21 protein-coding genes and 1 tRNA gene are annotated in these 22,521 nt (G+C 65.4%); 15 read left to right on the plus strand and 7 right to left on the minus strand.

All coding sequences use genetic code 11. The features are described 5' to 3' along the window. Positions 1–16: 16 nt before the first annotated feature. From GRZ55_RS17535 to GRZ55_RS17560, 6 genes are all read left to right on the plus strand, one after another. Positions 17–1,189, plus strand: coding sequence for an acyl-CoA dehydrogenase family protein (locus GRZ55_RS17535; protein WP_169288254.1), 1,173 nt, complete (start codon positions 17–19; stop codon positions 1,187–1,189). Between the two features lie 19 nt (positions 1,190–1,208). Beyond that, positions 1,209–2,417 carry an acetyl-CoA C-acetyltransferase gene (locus GRZ55_RS17540; protein ID WP_169288255.1) on the plus strand — a complete coding sequence of 403 codons (1,209 nt, stop codon included), beginning with the start codon at positions 1,209–1,211 and terminating at the stop codon, positions 2,415–2,417. A 21-nt stretch (positions 2,418–2,438) separates the two neighbouring features. Continuing rightward, a complete protein-coding gene (locus tag GRZ55_RS17545; RefSeq protein WP_169288256.1) occupies positions 2,439–4,655 on the plus strand; it encodes a 3-hydroxyacyl-CoA dehydrogenase NAD-binding domain-containing protein in 2,217 nt (738 codons plus the stop codon). Positions 4,656–4,720: 65 nt separating this feature from the next. Continuing rightward, on the plus strand, positions 4,721–5,266 hold the full coding sequence (locus GRZ55_RS17550) for a thioesterase family protein (RefSeq protein ID WP_169288257.1): 546 nt from the start codon (positions 4,721–4,723) through the stop codon (positions 5,264–5,266). A gap of 51 nt (positions 5,267–5,317) precedes the next feature. Further along, on the plus strand, positions 5,318–5,524 hold the full coding sequence (locus tag GRZ55_RS17555; protein WP_169288258.1) for a hypothetical protein: 207 nt from the start codon (positions 5,318–5,320) through the stop codon (positions 5,522–5,524). Beyond that, positions 5,514–5,810, plus strand: coding sequence for a type II toxin-antitoxin system RelE/ParE family toxin (locus GRZ55_RS17560; protein WP_169288259.1), 297 nt, complete (start codon positions 5,514–5,516; stop codon positions 5,808–5,810). Before GRZ55_RS17555 ends, GRZ55_RS17560 begins: the two co-directional genes overlap by 11 nt. Positions 5,811–5,823: 13 nt before the next feature. On the opposite strand, the gene GRZ55_RS17565 is transcribed toward GRZ55_RS17560, so the two are convergent. Then, positions 5,824–6,363 (minus strand): AAA family ATPase, encoded by a 540-nt coding sequence (locus tag GRZ55_RS17565; protein WP_169288302.1) that lies wholly within the window; start codon positions 6,361–6,363, stop codon positions 5,824–5,826. Between the two features lie 113 nt (positions 6,364–6,476). Here GRZ55_RS17565 and GRZ55_RS17570 point away from each other — a divergent pair, with 113 nt between their 5' ends. Both GRZ55_RS17570 and GRZ55_RS17575 read left to right on the plus strand, forming a co-directional pair. After that, the gene (locus tag GRZ55_RS17570) at positions 6,477–7,106 is read left to right on the plus strand and encodes a helix-turn-helix transcriptional regulator (RefSeq protein WP_169288260.1); all 630 of its coding nucleotides are present in this window, start codon (positions 6,477–6,479) and stop codon (positions 7,104–7,106) included. 1 nt (position 7,107) lies between these two features. After that, entirely contained in the window at positions 7,108–7,779 is a 672-nt protein-coding gene (locus tag GRZ55_RS17575) for a thermonuclease family protein (protein WP_169288261.1), read from the plus strand. On the opposite strand, the gene GRZ55_RS17580 is transcribed toward GRZ55_RS17575, so the two are convergent. Beyond that, on the minus strand, positions 7,776–9,440 hold the full coding sequence (locus GRZ55_RS17580; protein ID WP_169288262.1) for a lysine--tRNA ligase: 1,665 nt from the start codon (positions 9,438–9,440) through the stop codon (positions 7,776–7,778). The two genes, GRZ55_RS17575 and GRZ55_RS17580, sit on opposite strands and share 4 nt — an antisense overlap. Before the next feature lie 164 nt (positions 9,441–9,604). On the opposite strand from GRZ55_RS17580, the gene GRZ55_RS17585 reads away from it, so the two are divergent. Beyond that, positions 9,605–10,018 carry a tellurite resistance TerB family protein gene (locus GRZ55_RS17585; protein ID WP_169288263.1) on the plus strand — a complete coding sequence of 138 codons (414 nt, stop codon included), beginning with the start codon at positions 9,605–9,607 and terminating at the stop codon, positions 10,016–10,018. Between the two features lie 11 nt (positions 10,019–10,029). Here the strand turns inward: GRZ55_RS17585 and GRZ55_RS17590 are convergent, their stop codons facing one another. Next, complete coding sequence (locus GRZ55_RS17590; RefSeq protein ID WP_368856638.1) at positions 10,030–10,890, minus strand: transporter substrate-binding domain-containing protein; 861 nt, start codon at positions 10,888–10,890, stop codon at positions 10,030–10,032. A 266-nt stretch (positions 10,891–11,156) separates the two neighbouring features. On the opposite strand from GRZ55_RS17590, the gene GRZ55_RS23795 reads away from it, so the two are divergent. Continuing rightward, positions 11,157–12,998, plus strand: coding sequence for a glycosyltransferase family 2 protein (locus GRZ55_RS23795; protein ID WP_169288264.1), 1,842 nt, complete (start codon positions 11,157–11,159; stop codon positions 12,996–12,998). Here the strand turns inward: GRZ55_RS23795 and ppk2 are convergent. Next, on the minus strand, positions 12,976–13,869 hold the full coding sequence (gene ppk2, locus GRZ55_RS17600) for a polyphosphate kinase 2 (RefSeq protein ID WP_169288265.1): 894 nt from the start codon (positions 13,867–13,869) through the stop codon (positions 12,976–12,978). The genes GRZ55_RS23795 and ppk2 overlap by 23 nt on opposite strands. A gap of 206 nt (positions 13,870–14,075) precedes the next feature. Between ppk2 and GRZ55_RS17605 the strand changes: the two genes are divergently transcribed. The 3 genes from GRZ55_RS17605 to phoU all read left to right on the plus strand — a co-directional run bounded on the left by GRZ55_RS17605 (position 14,076) and on the right by phoU (position 17,205). Beyond that, positions 14,076–15,365 (plus strand): ATP-binding protein, encoded by a 1,290-nt coding sequence (locus GRZ55_RS17605; protein WP_169288266.1) that lies wholly within the window; start codon positions 14,076–14,078, stop codon positions 15,363–15,365. After that, positions 15,362–16,390, plus strand: coding sequence for a hypothetical protein (locus GRZ55_RS17610; RefSeq protein WP_169288267.1), 1,029 nt, complete (start codon positions 15,362–15,364; stop codon positions 16,388–16,390). The genes GRZ55_RS17605 and GRZ55_RS17610 overlap by 4 nt, the downstream gene beginning before the upstream one ends. Positions 16,391–16,473: 83 nt before the next feature. Next, a complete protein-coding gene (phoU, locus tag GRZ55_RS17615) occupies positions 16,474–17,205 on the plus strand; it encodes a phosphate signaling complex protein PhoU (protein WP_169288268.1) in 732 nt (243 codons plus the stop codon). A 68-nt stretch (positions 17,206–17,273) separates the two neighbouring features. Here the strand turns inward: phoU and groL are convergent, their stop codons facing one another. Both groL and GRZ55_RS17625 read right to left on the minus strand, forming a co-directional pair. Further along, positions 17,274–18,899, minus strand: coding sequence for a chaperonin GroEL (gene groL, locus GRZ55_RS17620; RefSeq protein ID WP_169288269.1), 1,626 nt, complete (start codon positions 18,897–18,899; stop codon positions 17,274–17,276). Positions 18,900–18,949: 50 nt separating this feature from the next. After that, positions 18,950–19,264, minus strand: a complete 315-nt coding sequence (locus tag GRZ55_RS17625) for a co-chaperone GroES (RefSeq protein WP_169288270.1) — start codon at positions 19,262–19,264, stop codon at positions 18,950–18,952. Positions 19,265–19,598: 334 nt separating this feature from the next. Here GRZ55_RS17625 and guaB point away from each other — a divergent pair, with 334 nt between their 5' ends. Further along, entirely contained in the window at positions 19,599–21,101 is a 1,503-nt protein-coding gene (gene guaB / locus GRZ55_RS17630; protein ID WP_169288271.1) for an IMP dehydrogenase, read from the plus strand. A gap of 17 nt (positions 21,102–21,118) precedes the next feature. On the opposite strand, the gene GRZ55_RS17635 is transcribed toward guaB, so the two are convergent. After that, positions 21,119–21,194: transfer RNA gene (locus GRZ55_RS17635), tRNA-Arg, on the minus strand. A gap of 301 nt (positions 21,195–21,495) precedes the next feature. Between GRZ55_RS17635 and GRZ55_RS17640 the strand changes: the two genes are divergently transcribed. After that, positions 21,496–22,485 carry a cytochrome-c peroxidase gene (locus GRZ55_RS17640; RefSeq protein WP_169288272.1) on the plus strand — a complete coding sequence of 330 codons (990 nt, stop codon included), beginning with the start codon at positions 21,496–21,498 and terminating at the stop codon, positions 22,483–22,485. Positions 22,486–22,521: the final 36 nt, after the last annotated feature.

Below are 22,521 nucleotides of genomic sequence, written 5' to 3' on the forward strand. Positions count from 1 at the left end.
CGAGAGGAGGCGTTTGATGTCGACCAACCCCGCCACCGTCCTGAACGTGCCCCGCCCCGAATGGGCGCAGGACGATGTCGCCATGTTGCAGGACATGGCGACGCGCTTCCTGACGGACGAGATCCTGCCGCGCTACGATGAATTCGAGGACGCGGAGATCTTCGACCGGGAGAGCTGGAAGAAGGCCGGCGAGAACGGCCTTCTCTGCGCCTCCATGCCGGAGGAATATGGCGGTTCGGGCGGCACCTACGCTCATGAGAGCGCGATCATCGAGGCGATCAGCCATGTCGGCGTCGATGGCTTCGGCATCGCGTTGCACAATTCCATCGTCGCGCCCTACATCGCCCATTACGGCTCGGAAGAGCAAAAGAAGAGATGGCTGCCGAAGATGGCGACCGGCGAGCTGATCGGTGCCATCGCCATGACCGAGCCCGGGGCGGGTTCGGACCTGCAAGGGGTCAAGACCCGCGCGGTCAAGGACGGCAACCACTACCGCATCAACGGTTCCAAGACATTCATCACCAACGGGCAGCTGGCCAATCTGATCGTCGTCGTCACCAAGACCGATCCGGAAAAGGGTGCCAAGGGCACCTCGCTGATCGTGGTCGAGACCGACGAGGTGGAAGGTTTCCAGCGCGGTCGCAACCTCGACAAGATCGGCCTGAAGTCGAACGACACGTCGGAACTCTTCTTCAACGACGTGCGCGTGCCGACCTCCAACCTGCTGGGCACCGAGGAAGGGCAGGGCTTCGTCCAGCTCATGCAGCAGCTTCCGCAGGAACGGCTGCAGATCGGCGGCACGGCGATCGCCATGGTCGAGCGCGCGCTGGCGGTCACCATCGACTACGTCAAGGAGCGCAAGGCCTTCGGCAAGGCGGTCATCGACTTCCAGAACACGCAGTTCACGCTGGCCGAGCTGAAGACAGAGGCCACCATCGGCCGCGTCTTCTACAATGATTGCGTGGCGCGCCATGTGAAGGGCGAGCTCGATCCGGTCACCGCCTCGATGGCGAAATACTGGCTGACCGACCTGCAGGGCAAGGTCGCCGACGAATGCCTGCAGCTGCATGGCGGCTATGGCTACATGAACGAATATCCGATCGCCCGGATGTGGCGCGACGCCCGCGTCCAGCGCATCTATGGCGGCACCAACGAGATCATGAAGCTTCTGATCGCCAGAAGCTTGTAGGAACACAGGGAGAAATCAGATGGCAGATGCATTTGTCTATGACGCCGTGCGCACGCCGCGCGGACGCGGCAAGAAGGACGGCTCTCTGCATGAGGTTCCGGCCGTGCGCCTCGGCGCCAAGGTCCTGGAAGCCGTGCGCGACCGCAACGGGCTCGACACGACCAAGGTCGACGACATCATCTTCGGCTGCGTCGATCCCGTCGGCGAGGCCGGCTCGGTGATCCCGCGCTCGGCCGCCTTCGAGGCCGGCTACGACAACAAGGCCCCCGGTCTCCAAATCTCGCGCTTCTGCGCGTCCGGCCTCGACGCCATCAATCTGGGCGCGGCCAAGATCGCCGGCGGCTCGGACGGGATCGTGATCGCGGGCGGTGTGGAATCGATGAGCCGCGTCGGCATGGGCATGTCGGGCGGCGCCTGGTTCATGGACCCCTCGGTCGGCCTGCCCTCCTACTTCATGCCGCAGGGCATCTCTGCCGACCTGATCGCCACCAAATACGGCTTTTCGCGCGATGACGTGGATGCCTATGCGGTGGAGAGCCAGAAGCGCGCGGCCGCAGCCTGGAAGGACGGGCGTTTCAAGAACTCGGTCGTTCCGGTCAAGGACCAGAACGGCATGACCATCCTCGACCATGACGAGCACATGCGGCCTTCGACCGACATGCAGTCGCTGGCCTCGCTCAACCCCTCCTTCGTGATGCCGGGCGAGATGGGCGGCTTCGATGCCGTCGCCGTCCAGCGTTATCCCGAGATCGAGGGCGTCAACCACGTCCACCATGCCGGCAATTCGTCCGGCATCGTCGATGGCGCAGCCGCGGTGTTGCTCGGCTCCAAGGCTGCCGGCGAGACGATGGGCCTCAAGCCCCGCGCCCGCATCAAGGCCTTCACCAATATCGGTTCCGAGCCCGCCATCATGCTGACCGGCCCGGTCGACGTGACCGAAAAGCTGCTGGCCAAGGCCAACATGACGCTCGACGACATAGACCTGTTCGAGCTCAACGAGGCATTCGCCAGCGTTGTGCTGCGCTATCTGCAGGCCTTCGACATCGATCCGGCCAAGATGAACGTCAATGGCGGCGCCATCGCCATGGGGCACCCGCTGGGTGCCACCGGCGCGATGATCTTCGGCACCGTGCTGGACGAGCTGGAACGCCGCGATCTGAACACCGCCCTGGTCACGCTCTGCATCGGTGCCGGCATGGGCACCGCCACCATCATCGAGCGCGTCTGACCGGGCCGGAGGAGAACAATCATGACCGACTACAAGAACTTCACCGTCGAAACCGATTCCGACGGCATCGCGCTCGTCACCTGGGATTCGCCCGGCCGCTCCATGAACGTCTTCACCGAGGAGGTGATGAACGAGCTGGAGGCGATCATCGAGGCCGTTGCCGGCGACGAGGCGATCAAGGGTGCCGTCATCACCTCCGGCAAGGATTCCTTTTCCGGCGGCGCGGACCTCACCATGCTGCAGAAGATGCTGGGCCTCTTCGCCGAGGAAAAGCAGAAGAACCCCGACGCCGCCATCAAGATGCTGTTCGACGGCGCCGGCCGCATGAGCTGGCTGTGGCGCAAGCTCGAGACCTCCGGCAAGCCCTGGGTCTCGGCCATCAACGGCACCTGCATGGGTGGCGCGTTCGAGCTGTCGCTCGCCTGCCACGGCCGTGTTGCCGCCGATAGTGACAAGGTCAGGATGGCGCTGCCCGAGGTCAAGGTCGGCATCTTCCCCGGCGCCGGCGGCACCCAGCGCGTGCCACGCCTGACCGATCCGCAGCAGGCGCTGCAGATGCTGACCACGGGCCAGACGCTGACGCCGAAAAAGGCCAAGCAGATGGGCCTGATCCACGAAATCGCCGCGCCCGATCAGCTGATCGAGACGGCCAAGAAGATGATCAGGGACGGCCTCAAGCCGGTCCAGCCCTGGGACGAGAAGGGCTTCAAGCTGCCCGGCGGTCCCGTCTATTCGGCCGCGGGCGCCAATCTCTGGCCGCCGGCAATCGCCATCCTGCGTCGCGAGACCTATGGCAATTATCCGGCTGCCACCGCGATTCTGAAATGCGCCTATGAGGGGCTTTTGGTGCCGTTCGACACCGCGCTTCGCATCGAGCAGCGCTACTTCACCGAGATCATGCAGACGACCGAAGCGAAGATGATGATCCGCTCGCTCTTCGTCTCGCTTCAGGAGTTGAACAAGGGCGCGCGTCGTCCCGGTGGCATCGCGCCGACCAAATTCTCCAAGGTGGGCGTGCTCGGCGCCGGCTTCATGGGCGCGGGCATCGCCTTCGTCACCGCCAAGGCCGGCATCCCCGTGGTGCTGATCGACCGCGACCAGGAAGCGGCCGACAAGGGGAAGGCCCATTCCGAAAAGCTGATGGACGGCCTGATCAAGAAGGGCCGTGCCACGGCGGAGGACAAGGAGAAGCTCCTGTCGCTCATCACGGCCACGCCCGATTACGGAAAGCTGGACGGTGCCGACCTAGTGGTCGAGGCGGTGTTCGAGGATTCCGAGGTCAAGAAAGGCGTTACCGAGAAATCGGAAGCCGTCATGCCGGAAGGCTCGACCTTCGCCTCCAACACCTCCACGATCCCCATCTCTTCGCTCGCGACCAATTCGAAGCGGCCCGAGCAGTTCATCGGCATCCACTTCTTCTCGCCGGTCGACAAGATGATGCTGGTCGAGATCATCATGGGTGAGAAGACGGGCGACAAGGCGCTGGCGGTGGCGATCGACTATGTGCGCGCCATCAAGAAGACGCCGATCGTCGTCAACGACACGCGCGGCTTCTACGTCAATCGCTGCGTGCTGCGCTACATGTCGGAAGCCTTCAAGATGCTGATCGAGGGCGTGCCCGCGCCGATGATCGAGAATGCCGCCAAGATGGCCGGCATGCCGGTCGGACCGCTGGCGCTGACCGACGAGACGGCCATCGATCTGGCCCAGAAGATCATGAAGCAGACCATCCGCGATCTCGGCGAGGAAGCGGTCGATCTCAAACAGTTCGAGCTCATCAACACGATGGTCGACACGCATGGGCGCCTGGGCCGCAAGAACGGCAAGGGCTTCTATGACTATCCCGAGAAGCCGGCCAAGAAGCATCTGTGGCCCGGCCTGAAGGACCTCTATGAGCAGCAGGACCCCGACAAGCTCGACGTGACGGAGCTGAAGCAGCGCTTCCTCGTCACCATCGCGCTGGAAGCGGCCCGCGTGATGGAGGAGGGGATCGTCACCGACCCGCGCGAGGCCGATGTCGGCTCGATCCTTGCCTTCGGCTTCGCCCCCTATACGGGCGGTGCGCTCTCCTACATCGACGGCATGGGGGCCAAGGCCTTTGTCGAACTCGCCGAGCGCCTGGGCGCGAAATACGGCAAGGAGTTCGACGTGCCGGCGCTGCTCAAGGACATGGCGGCCAAGGGCGAGAGCTTCTACCAGCGCTTCGATCCCTATGCGGGCGAGAAGCAGGCGGCTTGATCGCCATCTAAGAGCCATCGGCCGGGCGGATGACCGCCCGGCCTTTCTCTTCGGAGACAGCGCGTATGTATGTCTGGGGACGCCTTGCCTGGATGGCGGCGACATCGAAGCGGCGCGGGCCGTTCCGTTTCGGGGATGAAAGCCGGCTGTCCTTCCGCTGCCTGCCGCACGACATCGACCGCAACATGCATCTCAACAATGCCCGCTACATGATGCTGGCCGATGTCGGGCGCATCGACATCTTCCTGCGCTCCGGCTTCTGGGCGCTGTGCGCGCGCAATGGCTGGGGGCCGATGATGGGCGGGCTGCAATCGGCCTATGTGCGCGAGATCAAGCTGTGGAAGCGTTTCGAGATCGTCTCCACCATCGAGACGTGGACTGACCGCCAGATGATCGGCCGCCACCGCTTTCTCCTGGAGGATGGCCGCACCGCGGCGATGATCCTGACCACGGCCGGCGTCTATGACCGACGCGGCAAGCGCTTCGTGCCGGTTCAGGAGGTGGTGGATGCCTTATCGCCGGGGCTGGCGCCGCGCGCGCTGACACCTGCGGAACAGGCCTTCATCGACTCCCATGCCGGCGTGCGGGATCTCGCCAAGGGCGAGGGGTGAGGCTTTTGCGGATGCGGGCGGTTTGCTATGATGGCCGCAGGAGTGACCGCCATGAGCAAGTTCGACCGCGCGGTGAAGGCCGCTGAAAACCTCCCCGAAGACCTTCGCGAAGAGCTGGGCGAGGATCTGCTGCATTATATCGACAAGTATCTGGCGCTGGCCGAGGATATCGATGCAGGCCTTGCGGAACTGGATGCCGGCAAGGGTGTCCCCGCTGATGTGGTCTTCGACCGCCTGACGGCGCGCCTTGGCTCTTGATGTCATCATCGCGCCTCGCGCCGAGCGCGATATTGAGGATATTCACGCCTATGTCTCGGCGGATAACCCGGTGGCTGCGGATGGCGTGATCGGACGTTTCCGAAAGACAATAGGGCTGCTGGCGCTTCGACCCAACATGGGACCGCGTGTATTGCGTCCTGGGCGACGGGGCCTTCGGAAGATGTCGGTCCCGCCCTTTATCATCTTCTACAGGGTTGGCGACGACCTCGTCGAAATCGTTCGCGTTCTGCATTCTTCGCGCGATGTGGACAACACAACTCCCTGACGCCGAAGACCCGTCAGTTTCGATCGACTTTCACCCTCTCCAACACGAAATCGGCCCGTTCCGCCACCGGGACCTTCGGCAGGATCACCAGCTCGTGCTCCAGCGCCGCATAGGCGGCAAGCAGCCTCTCATACTCGGCCACGGCCGCCTCGAACCCGTGTGGCCGCTCCGCGTCGCTGAGGTAGATTTCCGGCCAGGGCGGCGCCATGAACACCTGGCGGTGGGTCTGATGCCGCCGCGCGGCTGCCTCGATGGCCGGCTCGCCGGTGAGATGTTCCAGCGCCGCGGCCGCATCGACCAGCCCGCGGTCGAAAAAGACGAGGCCCGGCTGGGCGGCCGCCTTTTCCAGATCGTCCAGCGCCATGGCGATGGCGCGGCGCGCGAAGGCCGTGCCGTCGATCCAGGGCAGGGCCGTGCCGTCGCCCGCCAGTTCTTCGCGCACGATGCGCCGGCCGGGCTCCGCCACCACCGCATGGCCGCGCCGCGCGAGTTCTGCCACCAGCGTCGACTTGCCGCCGCCCGAGCAGCCCGAAATCGTCACAAAACGATCCATCATCCTGTTTTTCCTTCGATTGGCAGTGTATTGGCCGTCGGCCTTGCTGGACTCTTGACGTCTCCCGCCATATTTTCCGCAGAAGGCATATTTTCCTGTCACGGAGGGAGCGGATGCTCTCGCACGCCCGCATTTGGGCCGCCATCGACGCGTTGGCCGAACGTTATTCCATGTCGCCATCGGGCCTTGCGCGCAGGGCCGGCCTGGATTCGACCGCCTTCAACAAGTCCAAGCGCTGCTCGGCCGACGGGCGTCCGCGCTGGCCGTCGACGGAATCTCTGGCCAAGATCATGCAGGCCACGGGCTGCGGGCTGCCCGAGATGCTGGCCCTGATCGAAGAAGGCCAGGCGGCCGCCGCCAGCCGCGTGCCGCTGATCGGCTTCGCCCAGGCGGGTGCGGGCGGCTTCTTCGACGATGCCGGCTTTCCCGTCGGCCATGGCTGGGAGATGGTCGACCTGCCCGCCGCAACAAGCGAGGGCGCCTATGCGCTGGAAGTCCAGGGCGATTCCATGCTGCCCCTCTACAGGAACGGCGATCTCCTCATCGTCGATCCGGCCGCCGCCGTCCGCAAGGGCGACCGCGTGGTGGTCAAGACGCGCGGCGGCGAGGTGATGGCCAAGATCCTCACCAAGCGCGGCACGCGCGCGCTGGAGCTTCTCTCCGTCAATCCCGAACATGGCGAGCGGGCCGTGCCCGTCGAAGAAGTCGAATGGGTGGCCCGCATCGTCTGGGCGAGCCAGTAGCATGCTGCGCGCGCTCCTCTCCATGCTGGTGATCGTCGGCGTGGGGCTGGCGCTTCTGTGGCTGCGGCCGTCTATCGTGAACGATGCACCAGACCCGGTAGAAACGGCAGCCCCCGCGTCTTCTGTGGTTGCGCAGCCATCCTCCCAGCGCACGCCACGCGTCCAGAATGCGCGGCCGATCGCGCCGGAAGTCGTCGCCGTGCCCCGGATCGACGGCGGGGAACTGGTCAGGCAGGAAGCGCGCCTGCCGCTCAGCCCGCTTGGCGCCGCGCCGGACCCGGCCAACATGCCGCCGCGCGAGACGGTGCTGCATCGACCCGTGGCGCTGGCGGCCGGGCTGGTCCAGGCGCAGGGCCATGACATCGCGTTGGCCGGCATCGAGACGGTCGATCCCGAGGAGATGTGCGACCATGAGGGCCGGCAATGGCCATGCGGTGCCCACGCCCGCACCGCCTTCCGCAACTTCCTGCGCGCCCGCGCCCTTTCCTGCATCGTTCCGGCCACACCGCTGCGCGAGACACTTACCGTGAAATGCACCGTGGCCGGTGCGGACCCGGCGCTGTGGCTTGCCGAAAATGGCTGGGTCCGCGAAGGCGCCGCCGAATATGGCGACGCGATCGATGAGGCCCGTGCGGCGCAGCGCGGCCTGTTCGGCCCGCCGCCAGGCGGCTAGGCGGGCTTCGCCAGGAGTTCGCCCTTCAGGGCCTTGTCGATCAGCGCGCGGGTGTTGTCGATGCCGTAAAGTGCCGCGAAGGAGCCGAAGCGGGGGCCGCGCTCCTGGCCGATCAGCACCTGGTAGATCATCTGGAAAAAGGCCACCGAAACGCCCGGACCGCCAGTCGGGCTCTTCTTCTTGTGGTCCTGGTAGCGCTCGATTCCACGCGCCACGTCGAGCGCGGCGTTCTGGATCGCCTCTCCATCGGCATCCGAAGGCAATACGGCGAGCGTGTCGGCCAGCGCCTGAAGCGCTGCCGCCTCCACCTCGTCCGCCGCGCGGAAGACCTTGGTCGGCTTCACGAAATCGTCGAAATAGCGGATCGCGTATTCGGTGAGCCGGTCGAGTTCGGGATGGCTCTCGGGCGTCACGCCGGACGCGTGGCGCGAGATGAAGCCCCACAGCACGCCCTTGTCATGCGCATTGGAGGCGCTGACGAGATTGAGCAGCAGTGCAAACGAGACCGGCAGTTCGATCGCCGGCGGATTGCCCGAATGAATGTGCCAGACCGGATTGCCCAGCCGCTCCTTCCAGTCCTGCTTCGGATAGGCGGCGAGGAACTGGTAATATTCGTCCACGGCGCGCGGGATGACGTCGAAATAGAGCTTCTTGGCCTGGCGCGGGCGCTGGAACATGTAGAGCGCCAGGCTTTCCGTCGGCGCGTAGGTCAGCCATTCATCGATGGTGAGCCCGTTGCCCTTCGACTTGGAGATCTTCTGGCCGTTCTCGTCCAAGAACAGCTCGTAGACGAAATGCTCGGGCGCGCGTCCGCCCAGCGCCTCGCAGATGCGGTCATAGACGCCCATGTTGGGCCCGTGATCCTTGCCGAACATCTCGAAATCGACGCCGAGCGCGGCCCATCGGGCGCCGAAATCGGGCTTCCACTGAAGCTTCACATTGCCGCCGGTGACGGGAAGCGTCGTCTCCTCGCCATCTTCGTCGAAGGTGATGGTGGCGTTCTCGGCATCGACCTTCTTCATCGGCACGTAGAGCACGCGCCCGGTCTTGGGCGAGATCGGCAGGAAGGGCGAATAGGTGGCGCGCCGTTCCTCGCCGAGCGTCGGCAGCATGATGTCCATGATCGCGTCATAGCGCTCCGCCACCCTCCTCAGGATGTCGTCGAAACGGCCGGATCTGTAGTAGTCGGTGGCGCTGGCGAACTCGTAGTCGAAGCCGAACGTGTCCAGGAAGCGGCGCAGCATCGCGTTGTTGTGGTGGCCAAAACTCCCATGCTCGCCGCCGAAGGGATTCGGCACGGCGGTCAGCGGCATGTGCAGATAGGGTTCCAGCGCGGTCCGGTCCGGCACGCTGTCCGGAATCTTGCGCATCCCGTCCAGATCGTCGGAGAAGCAGAGCAGGCGCGTCGGCACCTTGTCTTCGGTGAGGACGCGGAATGCATGGCGCACCATCGTCGTGCGCGCCACCTCCCCGAACGTTCCGATATGCGGCAGGCCGGACGGTCCGTATCCGGTCTCGAACAGCACCGCTGCCGGCCAGTCGCCGCCCTCGTAACGCTTCACGATCTTGCGCGCCTCTTCGAACGGCCAGGCCTTGCTCTCGGCTGCTGCGGCGACGAGTTCGGGCGAAAGATCGGCGGGTGCTGAGGTCGGCTGGGTCATCGGACGGGTCTTTGTGGGAAGGGATTGCTGGCCCGGACCTGCCGAGCGTCGACTTTCGTCTAGGCGTGGCGGCGCAATGCGTCAATCATGCGGTTCCTTTTTGATTGCGAAGCGGTGGCCGCCTTCCTAACTTCGCCGGGCGCACTCCGCCAAAAGGACATCACATGACCCTCTCGTCACCCCAGGAAGCCCTCATCCACCTCATGGTCATCGTATCGGCCTCGGACCGCGACATGGGCGACGCGGAACTCGCCCGCATCGGCGCGGTCGTGCGCACCCTGCCGGTGTTCTCCGAATTCGAGCACGCGCGGACCCTCGAGGTGGCGCAGGGCTGCCAGAAGCTGCTGTCCGACGAGGAGGTCGGCCTGGAAGGGATCCTGACCCTTATTCACGACGCGCTGACGCCCGAACTTCGCGAAACCGCCTACGCCCTGGCGGTGGATGTCGCCATTGCGGACCGGTCGTTGAACCCGGAAGAACACCGGATGCTGGACATCGTGAAGGACAGGTTCGAACTCGAGCGGCCGGTCGTCAACGCCATCGAGCGGGCGGCCAGCATTCGCCACCGCAAGGCCTGAGCCGCCGCCCGTCAGTAGAAGCCGATCGGAAAGTGGCGCAGGTAGAGTTCCGCGAAACGACCGCTGACGCTGATCTCGCGCAGCGCATAGTCGAAGGCCCTGGCCAGCGGCTCGTCTTCGCGGCGGGTGGCGATGGCCAGTCCCAGGCCCAGAAACTCCGCCGACAGATACGGGCCGCCTGCGAAGCGGCAGCAATTCTCGGCCGCCGCATCCGCCAGCCAGAAGGAGAGCCGCATCCCGTCGCCGAAGACCGCGTCGATGCGGCCCTCGCGCAGGTCGCGCATCATCCAGCTCTGGCGCGAATAGGTGACGGGGCGAGCCGCCCCGAAATAGTCCCTTAGCATCGCCTCATGCGCTGATCCCTCCAGGACCCCGACCCGTCTGTCGGCGACCGACTGGTGCAGGGGCTCCGTCAGAGGGGAGCCACGCTGCACGATGAAGCGGGCGGGAAACCGGAGATAGGACCGCGTGAAGGCGAGCCGGTCGCGCGTTTCGGCCGTGACGGCAAGGCCGGCGATCACCGCCTCGCCCCGGCGCGCGCCCAGCGCCTCCTCCAGTTCATCCCACGGAATCACCTGGATCTGGCAGATGTCGGAAATATCGAGTTCCGCGCAGATCAGCCGTACCAGTTCGACATGGAAGCCGGCCGGCCGCCCCGCCTCGTCAAGGTAGTTGAAGGGAGGGAAATCGTTGGTGGTGAGAAAACGCACCCGCTCGAGCGCGGAAATGTCGGGCGCAGGCAACCGCTCCCGCTCGTCCCAATATTGAGGGATGGTCGGTCCCTCCTGCGCGATCGTCGGTAGAACCGAGGCCAGGCAAAGCAGAACGGCGACGATGACAGACTTGATCGGCAATATCGCTACCTGAGACACGGACAAAATCCGGTCCCAGTCAGCAGGGCAGGGGCGCTCTGTCAACGCCGAAAATGCACGCGAGATGGCGCGGCAGTTGCGATTTCTGGTTGACGAACGGACCCTACTGATCTTGCATGCCGCTGGGGAAACAGGGGACGGGCGGACAGGCGATGTCTGAGTTTTACGCCGACTCAGCGACGGCGTCTCTCATTCGATCGGTTGCCAGCGGAGACCAGCCGGGAACGGTCCGACGGGCTCCACATCTGCGTCTGCTGCCGCCGCCCGTGTCGAAAGCGGAGGTGCCCGATGCCTGGTGGCCGATCCTGCTTCGGCTGGGTCTCGCGCAACAGGCCATCGGCGTCCTCTTGAGACGCGCCGATGCCAACGGCACCTCGTTCCAGATCGAACTGTTCTCCAGCGGGGTCGTGGATGAGGCGTGCCTCTGCCGCGAGATCGCGCGCGAACTGGAACTGCCGGTAGTGGAGCAACTCGCGGCGTCTCAGCTCCTCATGCGCCGCAGCGAGCGCGAAATGGCTCTCAGGGAGCATCGCGGCGTCGCGATGGCCCTTGCCCGGGACAAGGGGGAGCATATGCGCCTGCTTCTGTCGCCCTCCCGGGTCGAACTGACCGAATTGCATCGCGTGGTCCAGTCCCGACCGGGGCTGGGCGATCGCCTGGGGATCGTGGTGCCGACCGTATTGCGCAAAGCCCTGCTGGCGGCCGCCAGCGAGGATATCTCGGAGCATGCCCGTACCGCGCTGTATATCGAACAGCCCGAACACTCCGCGCGTCAGGTATTTGCGGGCGGGCAGGGCGTGGTTGGCGGCGCCATCGCGACAAGTCTCATATTCGCCTTCTGGCTCGACGCCTCCAGCGCATGGCTGGCGGTCCATGTGCTCTTCTCGCTGGCCTTCCTGGCTTGCGTGATGCTGCGTCTCGCCGCCGCCATGACCGCGACGCCCCCCCAACTGCGCCCGCTGGAGCCGGCGCCGGCTGAGGAACTGCCCGTCTATTCCGTACTGGTCGCGCTCTACCGCGAAGCGGAAATCGTCCCGCAAGTGCTGGCGGCGCTCTCGCGGCTTCGCTGGCCGCGCAGCAAGCTCGAGATCAAGCTGATCTGCGAGGAGGATGATGCACCGACCCTCGAAGCCCTGACGGCATTTCGCCTCAACCCATGCATCGAGATCATCCGCGTGCCGAAGGGCCAGCCGCGCACGAAGCCCAAGGCGCTGTCCTATGCACTGCCGCTTTGTTCGGGCGAGTTCGTCACGCTTTACGATGCCGAGGATCAGCCACATCCGGACCAGCTCCACGAAGCCTGGCAGCGGTTCCGTGCCTCGGATGACGCGCTCGGCTGTCTTCAGGCGCCGCTAGTCGTCGTGCCCACCCAGAAGAAGCTGCTGCCCATCCTCTTTGCGTTCGAATATGCCGGGCTTTTTCGCGGTCTGCTGCCCTGGCTGGCGCGGCATCAGCTTATTCTGCCGCTGGGTGGGACATCCAATCACTTCCGCCGGGCGGCGCTCGAAGCGGTCGGCGCCTGGGACCCGTTCAATGTGACCGAGGATGCCGATCTGGGGCTGCGCCTTGCGCGTTTCGGTTATCGCTCCGAGACGATCACCCGCCCCACGCTGGAGGATGCGCCGGAAGCCTTGTTCAACTGGGGCCGGCAACGCACCCGCTGGTTCAAGGGCTGGATGCAGACCTGGCTCGTCCACATGCGCGACCCGCGCCGTCTCATCCGCGAGACGGGCGTCGCGCGCTTCGCCGTGTCGCAGGTCATGCTGATCGGCCTCGTCGTGTCGTCGCTCGCCTACGTCATCTTCGCGCTGACGCTGGTGTGGATCGCCCTGCTGGTGGCTGCGACCGGAACGCTGGGCGGCTACCACGCGGCTCTCCTGGCAGTGGATGCAGTCAATGTCTTCGTCGGCTTCACGGCCTATCTGTTGCTGGGCCGCCGCGTCCTGCACCCTGGCGAGCGGACCGCGTTCTGGAAGGTCGTCTTGTGGACGCCGGCCTACTGGCTGGCGATGTCGATCGCCGCGTGGCGCGCGTTATGGGAATTATATCGCCGGCCGCATCACTGGGAAAAGACCCACCACCCGCTCAGGAAGCATCCGCGCCGCTGACCAGGCCGGGATCGTTTGCGACGATCTCCGGGTCCTGGTCGCCGATCACCTGCATGTCGCGGCCCTCATAGGGGATGGAGAGCAGGACGTGGCGGATCGCCGCCAGCCGCGCACGCCGCTTGTCGTTGGCGCGGATCACCGTCCACGGCGCGTGGTCGGTATGCGTGTGGCGGAACATGGTTTCGCGGGCGCGCGTGTAATCCTCCCAGCGCGTCAGGCCGGCCACGTCGATCGGCGAGAACTTCCAGGTCTTCAGCGGATCATGGCGGCGTTCGTGAAAGCGCTTCAGTTGCGTTTCCTGGCCGATATTGAGCCAGAACTTGAAGAAGCGGATGCCCTCGTCGGTGATCGAGCGCTCGAAACCCGGCACCTCTGTCAGGAACTTCGCGTGTTCCTCGGGCGTGCAGAAGCCCATGACCGGCTCGACGCCGGCGCGGTTGTACCAGGAGCGGTCGAAGGTCACGAACTCGCCGGCGGTGGGGAAATGCGCCACGTGACGCTGGAAGTACCACTGGCCACGCTCGGTCTCCGTCGGCTTGGTCAGCGCCACGTTGCGGGCAGAGCGCGGGTTCATGTACTGGCGCAGCACGAAAATGGTGCCGCCTTTTCCTGCCGCGTCCCGCCCTTCGAAGATGGCCAGCACGCGCTCGCCCGTCTCCTGGAGCCAGTATTGCAGCTTCACGAGTTCGATCTGCAGCGCTTTCAGCGACGCTTCGTACGCGCCGCGCTTCATGCGTTCGGCATGGGGATATCCGCCCGCCGACAGATGCCGTTTCTCGACCCAGCCAGGCAATTTCGGATCGTCGATGTCGAAGCTGCGCATCTTGCCGTCGACCTCTATCTCGATCGCACCCGCCGGAACGTCTCTCATGTCTTGATCCCTGCGCCGTTTCTTCAGTTCGGAGCGCCACATTGCGCCGGGCGGGAGCGCTTGCATAGAGGAGGAAAACACGACGCGCACGGCGCGGCCAGCCTTGTCCGGTGAGGCTTTCATGCTATTGGGGGCAGGCTGGACCGTCCACCCACACGCCCGGACGGTTCGGCACCATGGCTTTGGCCGACGGGGCATCGACACCCATGAGCGAAACCAGACGGGCAGGGCTTGCGCGAGCCCGGCTTCACAATGCGAGATGGACGCTGGCCGCCGCCGCCCTGGCGCTGCTCGTGGTCGCCGCCTGGCCTGAGGCGGGCTGGTGGCTGCCGGTGCTGGCCTTCATCGGCGTGGTCGCCGTGGCGCTCGTCGCGCCGCGCGGGTCGCCCGCGACCTTGCCGTCCCAGTCACCGCCCGCACTTGTCAGGGCGCGCGCCGACCTGGAAAGGCTGACGGCGATCGACCTGGCGGCCGCGGTGCCCGACGCACTCGTGATCTTCGACCGTTCCGGCGCGGTCCTTCATGCCAACGAAGCCGCGCAGGCGGCCTTCGGCGAACTCCCCGAGGGCCTGCTCCTGCAGATGCGTTTTCGTGTCCCCGAGATGCAGGATCTGGTCGCGCGCGTCCTGTCCGGCGAAGCGGCGCCCGCCATCATCGAATATGCCGAGCGCGTACCTGTCGAACGGGCTTTTCGCGTGGCGGCAATGCCTCTCGGTCGAGGCGCCGGAGTGTTTGCCATGGTCTTCAGGGATCAGAGCGAATCGCGCCGCATCGACCGCATGCGCGCCGATTTCATCGCCAATGCCAGCCACGAACTGCGCACCCCGCTGGCCTCCATCTCGGGCTTCATCGAAACGCTGCGCGGTCCGGCGCGCGATGACGAGAAGGCGCGCGAGAATTTCCTCCAGATCATGCAGAACCAGACCGAGCGCATGGCACGGCTCATCGATGATCTGCTTTCCCTCTCGCGGCTCGAGATGCGGACTTATGTGCGGCCGACCACGCCGGTCGATCTCCGCGCCGTGCTCCGGCAGGTGATCGAGACGATGGGCCACATGGCAAGAGAATCCGGCGTCGAGGTCAAGGCCAAGCTCGGCGATGCGCCGGTCACCGTTCCCGGCAGCCGGGACGAACTCTACCAGGTCTTTCAGAACCTGCTGGAGAATGCCTGCAAATACGGGGCCTCCGGCGGCCGCGTCGAGATCGAGATCGACGACCGCAGCGCGACGGACGATCGGGAAGTGAACGTCTCCATTCGCGATTTCGGGCCGGGGATCGCCGAGGAACACATCCCGCGCATCACCGAACGCTTCTATCGAGTCGATGTCGAGACCAGCCGTTCCCAGAAGGGGACCGGGCTGGGCCTGGCCATCGTCAAGCACATCCTCACGCGCCACGACGCCAGATTGACCATCCGTTCGCGGCCGGGCGAGGGGGCCGTCTTCACCGTGCATCTGCATTCCACAGTCGGCAGGCCGGCCGGAGCCCAGCAATGAAGCGTGCCGCCATTTTCTTCGCCGCGTATTTCGTGGCCATTGCATTGCCGATCGGCATCCTCGCCTTCCTCGCGGCAACTGGCCCCGCGCCCTACATCCTGGCCGGCGGCGGCCCGGGCGACGAGTGGCTGCAGCAGCGCGCCTTCGACGACGGCTCGCAGGTCGAGCTCCGCGCCTATGGCTCGCCGGAAGAGGCGACGGAGGCTGCGCGGGAACTGTTCGAGGCCCGCCCGACCAACTTCGTCAACCGCACTTTCGAGGTCGCCCGTTATCGCCGTTCCGACACCGAACGGCACGGGCTGATCCTGCCGGTCGAGCAGTATGTGATCGAGATCGAGGCGCCCACGGCGCCGCTGGTCGAGCAACGTTTTGCCGCACTCGATTTCGTCGCGGAAAATCCCGAGCCGAACTTTCTCTGGATCGCCCTGACGGAACGGGCCGGACTGTCGCTGGCCGCAGTGGGCGCCTATGTCCTGCTGCTCATCCTGTTTCTGGCGCGCGGGGGCGCCTGGGCGGGAAGGCTGCCGCCCCCGGAGACGATCGCGCCGGCCGATGCCGAAACGCTTCGACAAAGGTTGCTGGCGATCAGCACCCTCAACCAGCCCTTCCATCTGGTGGAGGAGCGGCCCGGCCAGCTGGTCGCCCAGTGGCGCCTGGCCGATCCCGACTGGATGAGCGTCATGGCGACGAGCGGCATCAGGCGGGCCCATCGCTTCTATCTGGACATCGACGAGGGCACCCGCACGGTGCGCGTGCTCGAAAAGACCTACAAGATCGGTTGGGGCGGCGGCATTCGCAGCGTCAGCGGTCGGGTTGTCTTCTTCCAGGGCATCACCTTCAAGTCGCTCGACGGCGGGGCGCAGCTCGGCGTCAGCGCCGATCCAGACGGCGCGCCCACGGTGAATGAAGGCTACGCCTATCGTTTCGACGCCTCCGAGATCCGCAAGCCATTGTCGGAAGTGGTCACCGGCAGCGGATGGACGTGGCAGCCGGTCATGACGCTGTTCAGGCCCATCGGCGGTTAGCGTGCCGGCTTTCTTTTTCCTGTCATGTGCGTAGCCTAGATTCGGGCGCAAGAATCCATCCGCGCCGGCAGACAGGAGGACACATGCCGTCCCAGCATATCGTTCGTGCATTCGACGAGGAACTCGCGCTCCTGGCCAATCGCATCGCCGCGATGGGCGGTCACGCGGAACGAATGGTCGACGAATCCGTCACCGCGCTGATTGCAGGCGATGCCGCGCTCGGCGCGAAGGTGATCGCAGACGATGCCGTTCTCGACGAACTCCAGCGGGAGGTCGATGACCGCGTCATCGTGATGATCGCCAGGCGCCAGCCGATGGCGGAGGACCTGCGGGAGATCATCGGCACGATCCGCATCGCCGCGGAACTGGAGCGCGTGGGCGACCTCGGCAAGAGCAATGCCAAGCGCGTGGCGGCCATCGCCGAAGCCCGCCAGCCGCGCGCGCTCTTCCGCGGCCTCGAGGCGCTTTCGACCCTTGCCCTGACGCAGCTCAAGGACGTCCTTGATGTCTACGCCTCGCGCCGCGTCGATTCGATCGCCATGATCCGCGACCGCGACGAGGAGATCGACGCCGTCTACACGTCGCTCTTCCGCGAGTTGCTCACCTACATGATGGAGGATCCGCGCAACATCTCGGCCTGCACGCATCTTCTCTTCTGCGCCAAGAACATCGAGCGTATCGGCGACCATGCCACCAACATCGCCGAGACGGTGTTCCATATCGCGACCGGATCGCAACTCCCGCCCGAACGGCCCAAGGTCGACCACAGCCACAAGGTGGTGGTCACCAGCGAGGGCGCCGAGATCGTCGACTGAGGCGGTGCAACGAATCAAGAGGACGATGGCATGGCCACCGCCCTCGATCGTTTTGACAAAAGCCCGGATCAGAAATCCATGCCACCCGGCATCGCCGGCGCGGCTGCTTCCTTCTTGGGCTTCTCGGCCACCATCGCTTCCGTGGTGACCAGCAGGCCCGCCACGGAGGCCGCATCCTGAAGCGCCGTGCGTACCACCTTGGCCGGGTCGATGACGCCTTGCGCGTAGAGGTCGCCATATTCGCCCGTCTGGGCGTTCCAGCCCCAGCCGAAATCGGTGTTCTCGCGCAGCCTGCCGACCACGATGGAGCCCTCGGCACCAGCATTCTCCGCGATCTGGCGCACCGGCGCCTCGATGGCGCGGCGCACGATGGCGATGCCGGCCTTCTGGTCATCATTGGCGGCCGACAGGTTCTCGAGCGCGGAGACGGCGCGCAGCAACGCCACGCCGCCGCCCGGCAGCACGCCTTCCTCGACGGCCGCACGCGTGGCATGCAGCGCGTCGTCGACGCGGTCCTTGCGCTCCTTCACCTCGACTTCCGTCGCGCCACCGACACGGATCACCGCGACGCCACCGGCGAGCTTGGCCAGCCGCTCCTGCAGCTTCTCGCGGTCATAGTCCGACGTGGTCTCCTCGATCTGCGCCTTGATCTGCGCGACACGGCTTTCGATTTCGGCCCTGGAGCCGGCGCCGTCGACGATGGTGGTGTTCTCCTTGTCGATGGTCACCTTCTTCGCCCGGCCGAGCATGTTGAGCGTCACGTTCTCCAGCTTGATGCCCAGATCCTCGGAGACCGCGGTGCCGCCGGTCAGGATCGCGATGTCCTGCAGCATGGCCTTGCGGCGGTCGCCGAAGCCGGGTGCCTTGACGGCCGCGACCTTCAGCCCGCCGCGCAGCCTGTTGACGACGAGCGTGGCGAGCGCCTCGCCCTCGACGTCCTCGGCGATGATCAGCAGCGGCTTGGAGGACTGCACGACAGCTTCCAGTACGGGAAGCAGCGCCTGCAGGTTCGACAGCTTCTTCTCGTGGATCAGGACATAGGGGTCCTCGAGCTCGACGCGCATCTTGTCCTGGTTGGTCACGAAATAGGGCGAGAGATAGCCGCGGTCGAACTGCATGCCCTCGACCACTTCCAACTCGGTCTCCAGGCTCTTGGCCTCCTCGACCGTGATGACGCCTTCATTGCCGACCTTCTCCATCGCCTCGGCGAGGAACCGGCCGATCTCGGCGTCGCCATTGGCCGAGATGGTGCCGACCTGGGCGATCTCGTCATTGCGGGTCACGTTGCGCGACTGCTTCTTCAGTTCCGCGACAACGGCCTCGACCGCGAGATCGATCCCTCGCTTCAAGTCCATCGGGTTCATGCCGGAGGCGACCGCCTTGGCACCCTCCTTGACGATGGCCTGCGCCAGCACGGTGGCCGTGGTGGTGCCGTCGCCGGCCAGATCATTGGTCTTGGAAGCCACCTCGCGCACCATCTGGGCGCCCATGTTCTCGAACTTGTCCTCGAGCTCGATTTCCTTGGCGACTGTGACCCCATCCTTGGTGATGCGCGGGGCGCCGAAGGATTTGTCGATGACGACGTTGCGGCCCTTGGGGCCGAGCGTGACCTTCACCGCATTGGCGAGGATATCGACGCCGCGCAACATGCGCTCGCGGGCATCGGCATGGAATTTCACGTCTTTCGCAGCCATTGTTCTACTCCATCATAGGCAGCAATTCTGACTGGGCAGGGGGAAGGCGCTTACGCGGCCTTCTGCATCGCGGCTTCGGCCTGGATCACCCCCATCACGTCGGACTCCTTCATGATCAGGAGGTCCTCGCCATTGAGCCTGATCTCGGTGCCGGACCACTTGCCGAACAGGATGCGGTCGCCGACCTCGACGTCGAGCGGGGCCAGCTTGCCGGACTCGTCGCGCGCGCCCGGGCCGACGGCGATCACCTCGCCTTCCTGCGGCTTCTCCTTGGCGGTGTCGGGGATGATGATGCCACCGGCCGTCTTTTCTTCGGCCTCGACGCGGCGGACCAGGACTCGGTCATGGAGGGGACGGAACGTCATCTTTGTTCTCCTCAAAGGACAAACAGGTTTTCGAGAGGTTCCTCCGCAGGCCCGAAGGGCGTGCGGGGCACGGCCCGCAAGCGGCGCCGCGGCGATGATCTGGGTGCGCCAGAATCGCCGTTCAAGAGGACCCGTGAAAAATTTTGGCACTCACCGGATAGGAGTGCCAGCGTCCCCCCCGCGGCGGCGGTTCCGGCCACGCCCGCTCTTTTCAACCCGCCTGTGACGTGGTACCTGCCAGCGCCAATCTTCATACGGGACCCGCATGCGAGTCGCCGCCGGCCACAGGCCTCGCGGGCGCATTGCGCTTACCGCCAACCAGGGCTGGCGCTCCATGGCGAAAATCATCGAAACCGCGACCGGTGCGATGGCACTGACCTTCGACGACGTGCTCTTGCAGCCCGCACATTCCGTTGTCATGCCTGGCCAGACGGACGTGCGCACGCGCATTGCCCGCGACATCGACCTCAACATCCCGATCCTCTCGGCGGCGATGGACACCGTCACCGACGCAAGGCTCGCCATCGCCATGGCGCAGGCCGGCGGCATCGGCGTCGTCCACCGCAATTTCACGCCGGCCGAGCAGGCCGAGGAGGTCCGCCAGGTCAAGAAATTCGAAAGCGGCATGGTGGTCAATCCCGTCACCATCGGCCCGGATGCGACGCTGGGCGATGCCCAGGCGCTGATGCGCGCGCATGGAATCTCGGGCATCCCGGTCGTCGAGAATGGCGGCACGGGCGGCCACCATACCGGCAGGCTGGTCGGCATCCTGACCAACCGCGACGTGCGTTTCGCCTCCGATCCGGCCCAGAAGGTCAGCGAGCTGATGACCGGCGGCAGCCTCATCACCGTGACCGAGAATGTCGACCAGGTCGAAGCCAAGCGGCTCCTCCACCAGCACCGCATCGAGAAGCTGCTGGTGGTCGATCCCGAAGGCCGCTGCGTCGGCCTCATCACCGTCAAGGATATCGAGAAGTCGCAGCTCAATCCCCATGCCACCAAGGACGACCAGGGCCGCCTGCGGGTCGCCGCCGCCACCAGCGTGGGCGATGACGGCTTCGAGCGCGCCGAGCGCCTGATCGACGCCGGGGTGGACCTGCTGGTGATCGACACCGCGCACGGCCACTCCCAGCGCGTGCTCGATGCCGTGGAGCGCGCCAAGAAGCTCTCCAACTCGGTGCGCATCATTGCCGGCAACGTGGCGACGGCCGACGGCACCAAGGCGCTGATCGATGCCGGCGCGGACGCCGTCAAGATCGGCATCGGGCCAGGCTCGATCTGCACCACCCGCATCGTGGCCGGCGTCGGCGTGCCGCAACTCTCGGCCATTCTCGGCGCCGCCGAAGAAGCGCAGAAGGCCGGCATCGGCGTGATTGCCGATGGCGGCATCAAGTTTTCCGGCGATCTCGCCAAGGCGCTGGCCGCAGGCGCAGTGGCGGCCATGGTCGGCTCGCTTCTGGCCGGCACGGATGAGAGCCCGGGCGAGGTCTATCTGCACCAGGGCCGCTCCTACAAGGCCTATCGCGGCATGGGATCGGTGGGTGCGATGGCACGCGGCTCTGCCGACCGCTACTTCCAGGCCGAGGTGCGCGACACGCTGAAGCTGGTGCCCGAGGGTATCGAGGGGCAGGTGCCCTACAAGGGACCGGTTTCCGGCGTGCTGCACCAGCTCGTCGGCGGGCTCAAGGCGGCCATGGGTTATGTCGGCGCGGCTGATCTCGCCGAGCTCCGCGAAAAGGCAACCTTCGTCCGCATCTCCAATGCGGGTCTACGCGAGAGCCACACCCACGATGTGACGATCACCCGCGAAAGCCCGAATTATCCGGGAATGATGTAGGCCTGTGGAAAGGCGCGTGGATGCCGGGACGGGATTCGAACCCGCGCTCAGGAGTAATCGCCCCCCTGGCCCTTACCACTAGGCGACCCGGCAGCACTGTCGCGACAGCCGTGTTCCGCTTCATTTCTTGAGAATGATGACGGAGCGACATGGCGCAGTAATTGGCATGCTGCCACACATTTGATCATTCCGTTAGTGGCGGAGAGGTCTTGCCGCGCCGCGAGACCGCTTATCAACACGAGTTTACCGTCACTTTCGCCTGGCCATTGCCTTGGCCTGTCTCGCCGACGCGCGCTCCCACCTTGATCTCGATCAAATGCCGGGCGCGGTCGGCATTCTATGCTGCGCTGCAAAATCGCTGGGCGGGCCAGCGCTTCGACCGAGGAGAAAGACGATGACGCGGATGGCAGGCAGACTGAGGGGGGCGATTGGGGCGGTCGCTTTGGTTCTTGCCGCCAGCGCGCCGGCTTTCGCGGACTATGCGCAGTACCGGGAGTTCTTCGAGCCGATTCCGGCCATCCCGCCCATTCCCGCTCACAATTCAATGACGCCGGAGAAGATCGAGCTCGGCAAGTTCCTGTTCTTCGAACCGCGCATTTCGGCGAGCGGTGTCATCTCATGCGCCACCTGCCACAACCCCGCGCTCGGCTATACCGACCGTATTCCGCGCGCCACCGGACATGACGGGCAGATCGGCGAGCGCAATACGCCGACCGTGCTCAATTCCGGTTTCTTCGGTGCCCAGTTCTGGGATGGTCGTGCCGATACGCTGGAGGACCAGGCGCTCGGACCCATCGAGGCCGAGATCGAGATGGCCATGCCGATCGGCGACGCGGTGCAGCGGCTGGGCGAATTCGTGATGTACAGAGAGATGTTCGACGCGGCCTTCCCGGGCGATGAAGACCCGATCCGCGACGAGAACATGGCGCTGGCGCTGGCCGCGTTCCAGCGTACGCTCACCACACCCGGATCGCCGCTCGACCTCTGGCTGGCCGGCGACGAAGGTGCCATGAGCGAACAGCAGAAGCGCGGCATGGCGGCCTTCGTGGAGCGCGGCTGCGTGGCCTGTCACAGCGGCCCGGCCCTCACGGACAGCCTGTTCCATTCCATCCAGGTGCCGGGCTCGACCGATATGGGCCGTTTTGTGGTGACGGGGGAGGAGTTCGATCGCCACGCCTTCAAGACACCGACGCTGCGCAATGTCGCGCTCACCTATCCCTATTTCAACAACGGCAATGTCGCCACGCTCGATGAGGCGATCAGGGTCATGGCGCAGGAGATGCTGGCTGTGGAACTGCCCGACGAGGAGGTGGCCGACATCGAGGCGTTCCTCAATGCGCTGACGGGCCGGATCCCGGATTTCCGGGTGCCGTCGCTGCCCTGAGGGCTGAAGGTCGCGACAACCGAGGGCGGGCCGCAG

The sequence above is a fragment of the Chelativorans sp. ZYF759 genome (genome assembly GCF_012911015.1).
GTDB lineage: Bacteria > Pseudomonadota > Alphaproteobacteria > Rhizobiales > Rhizobiaceae > ZYF759.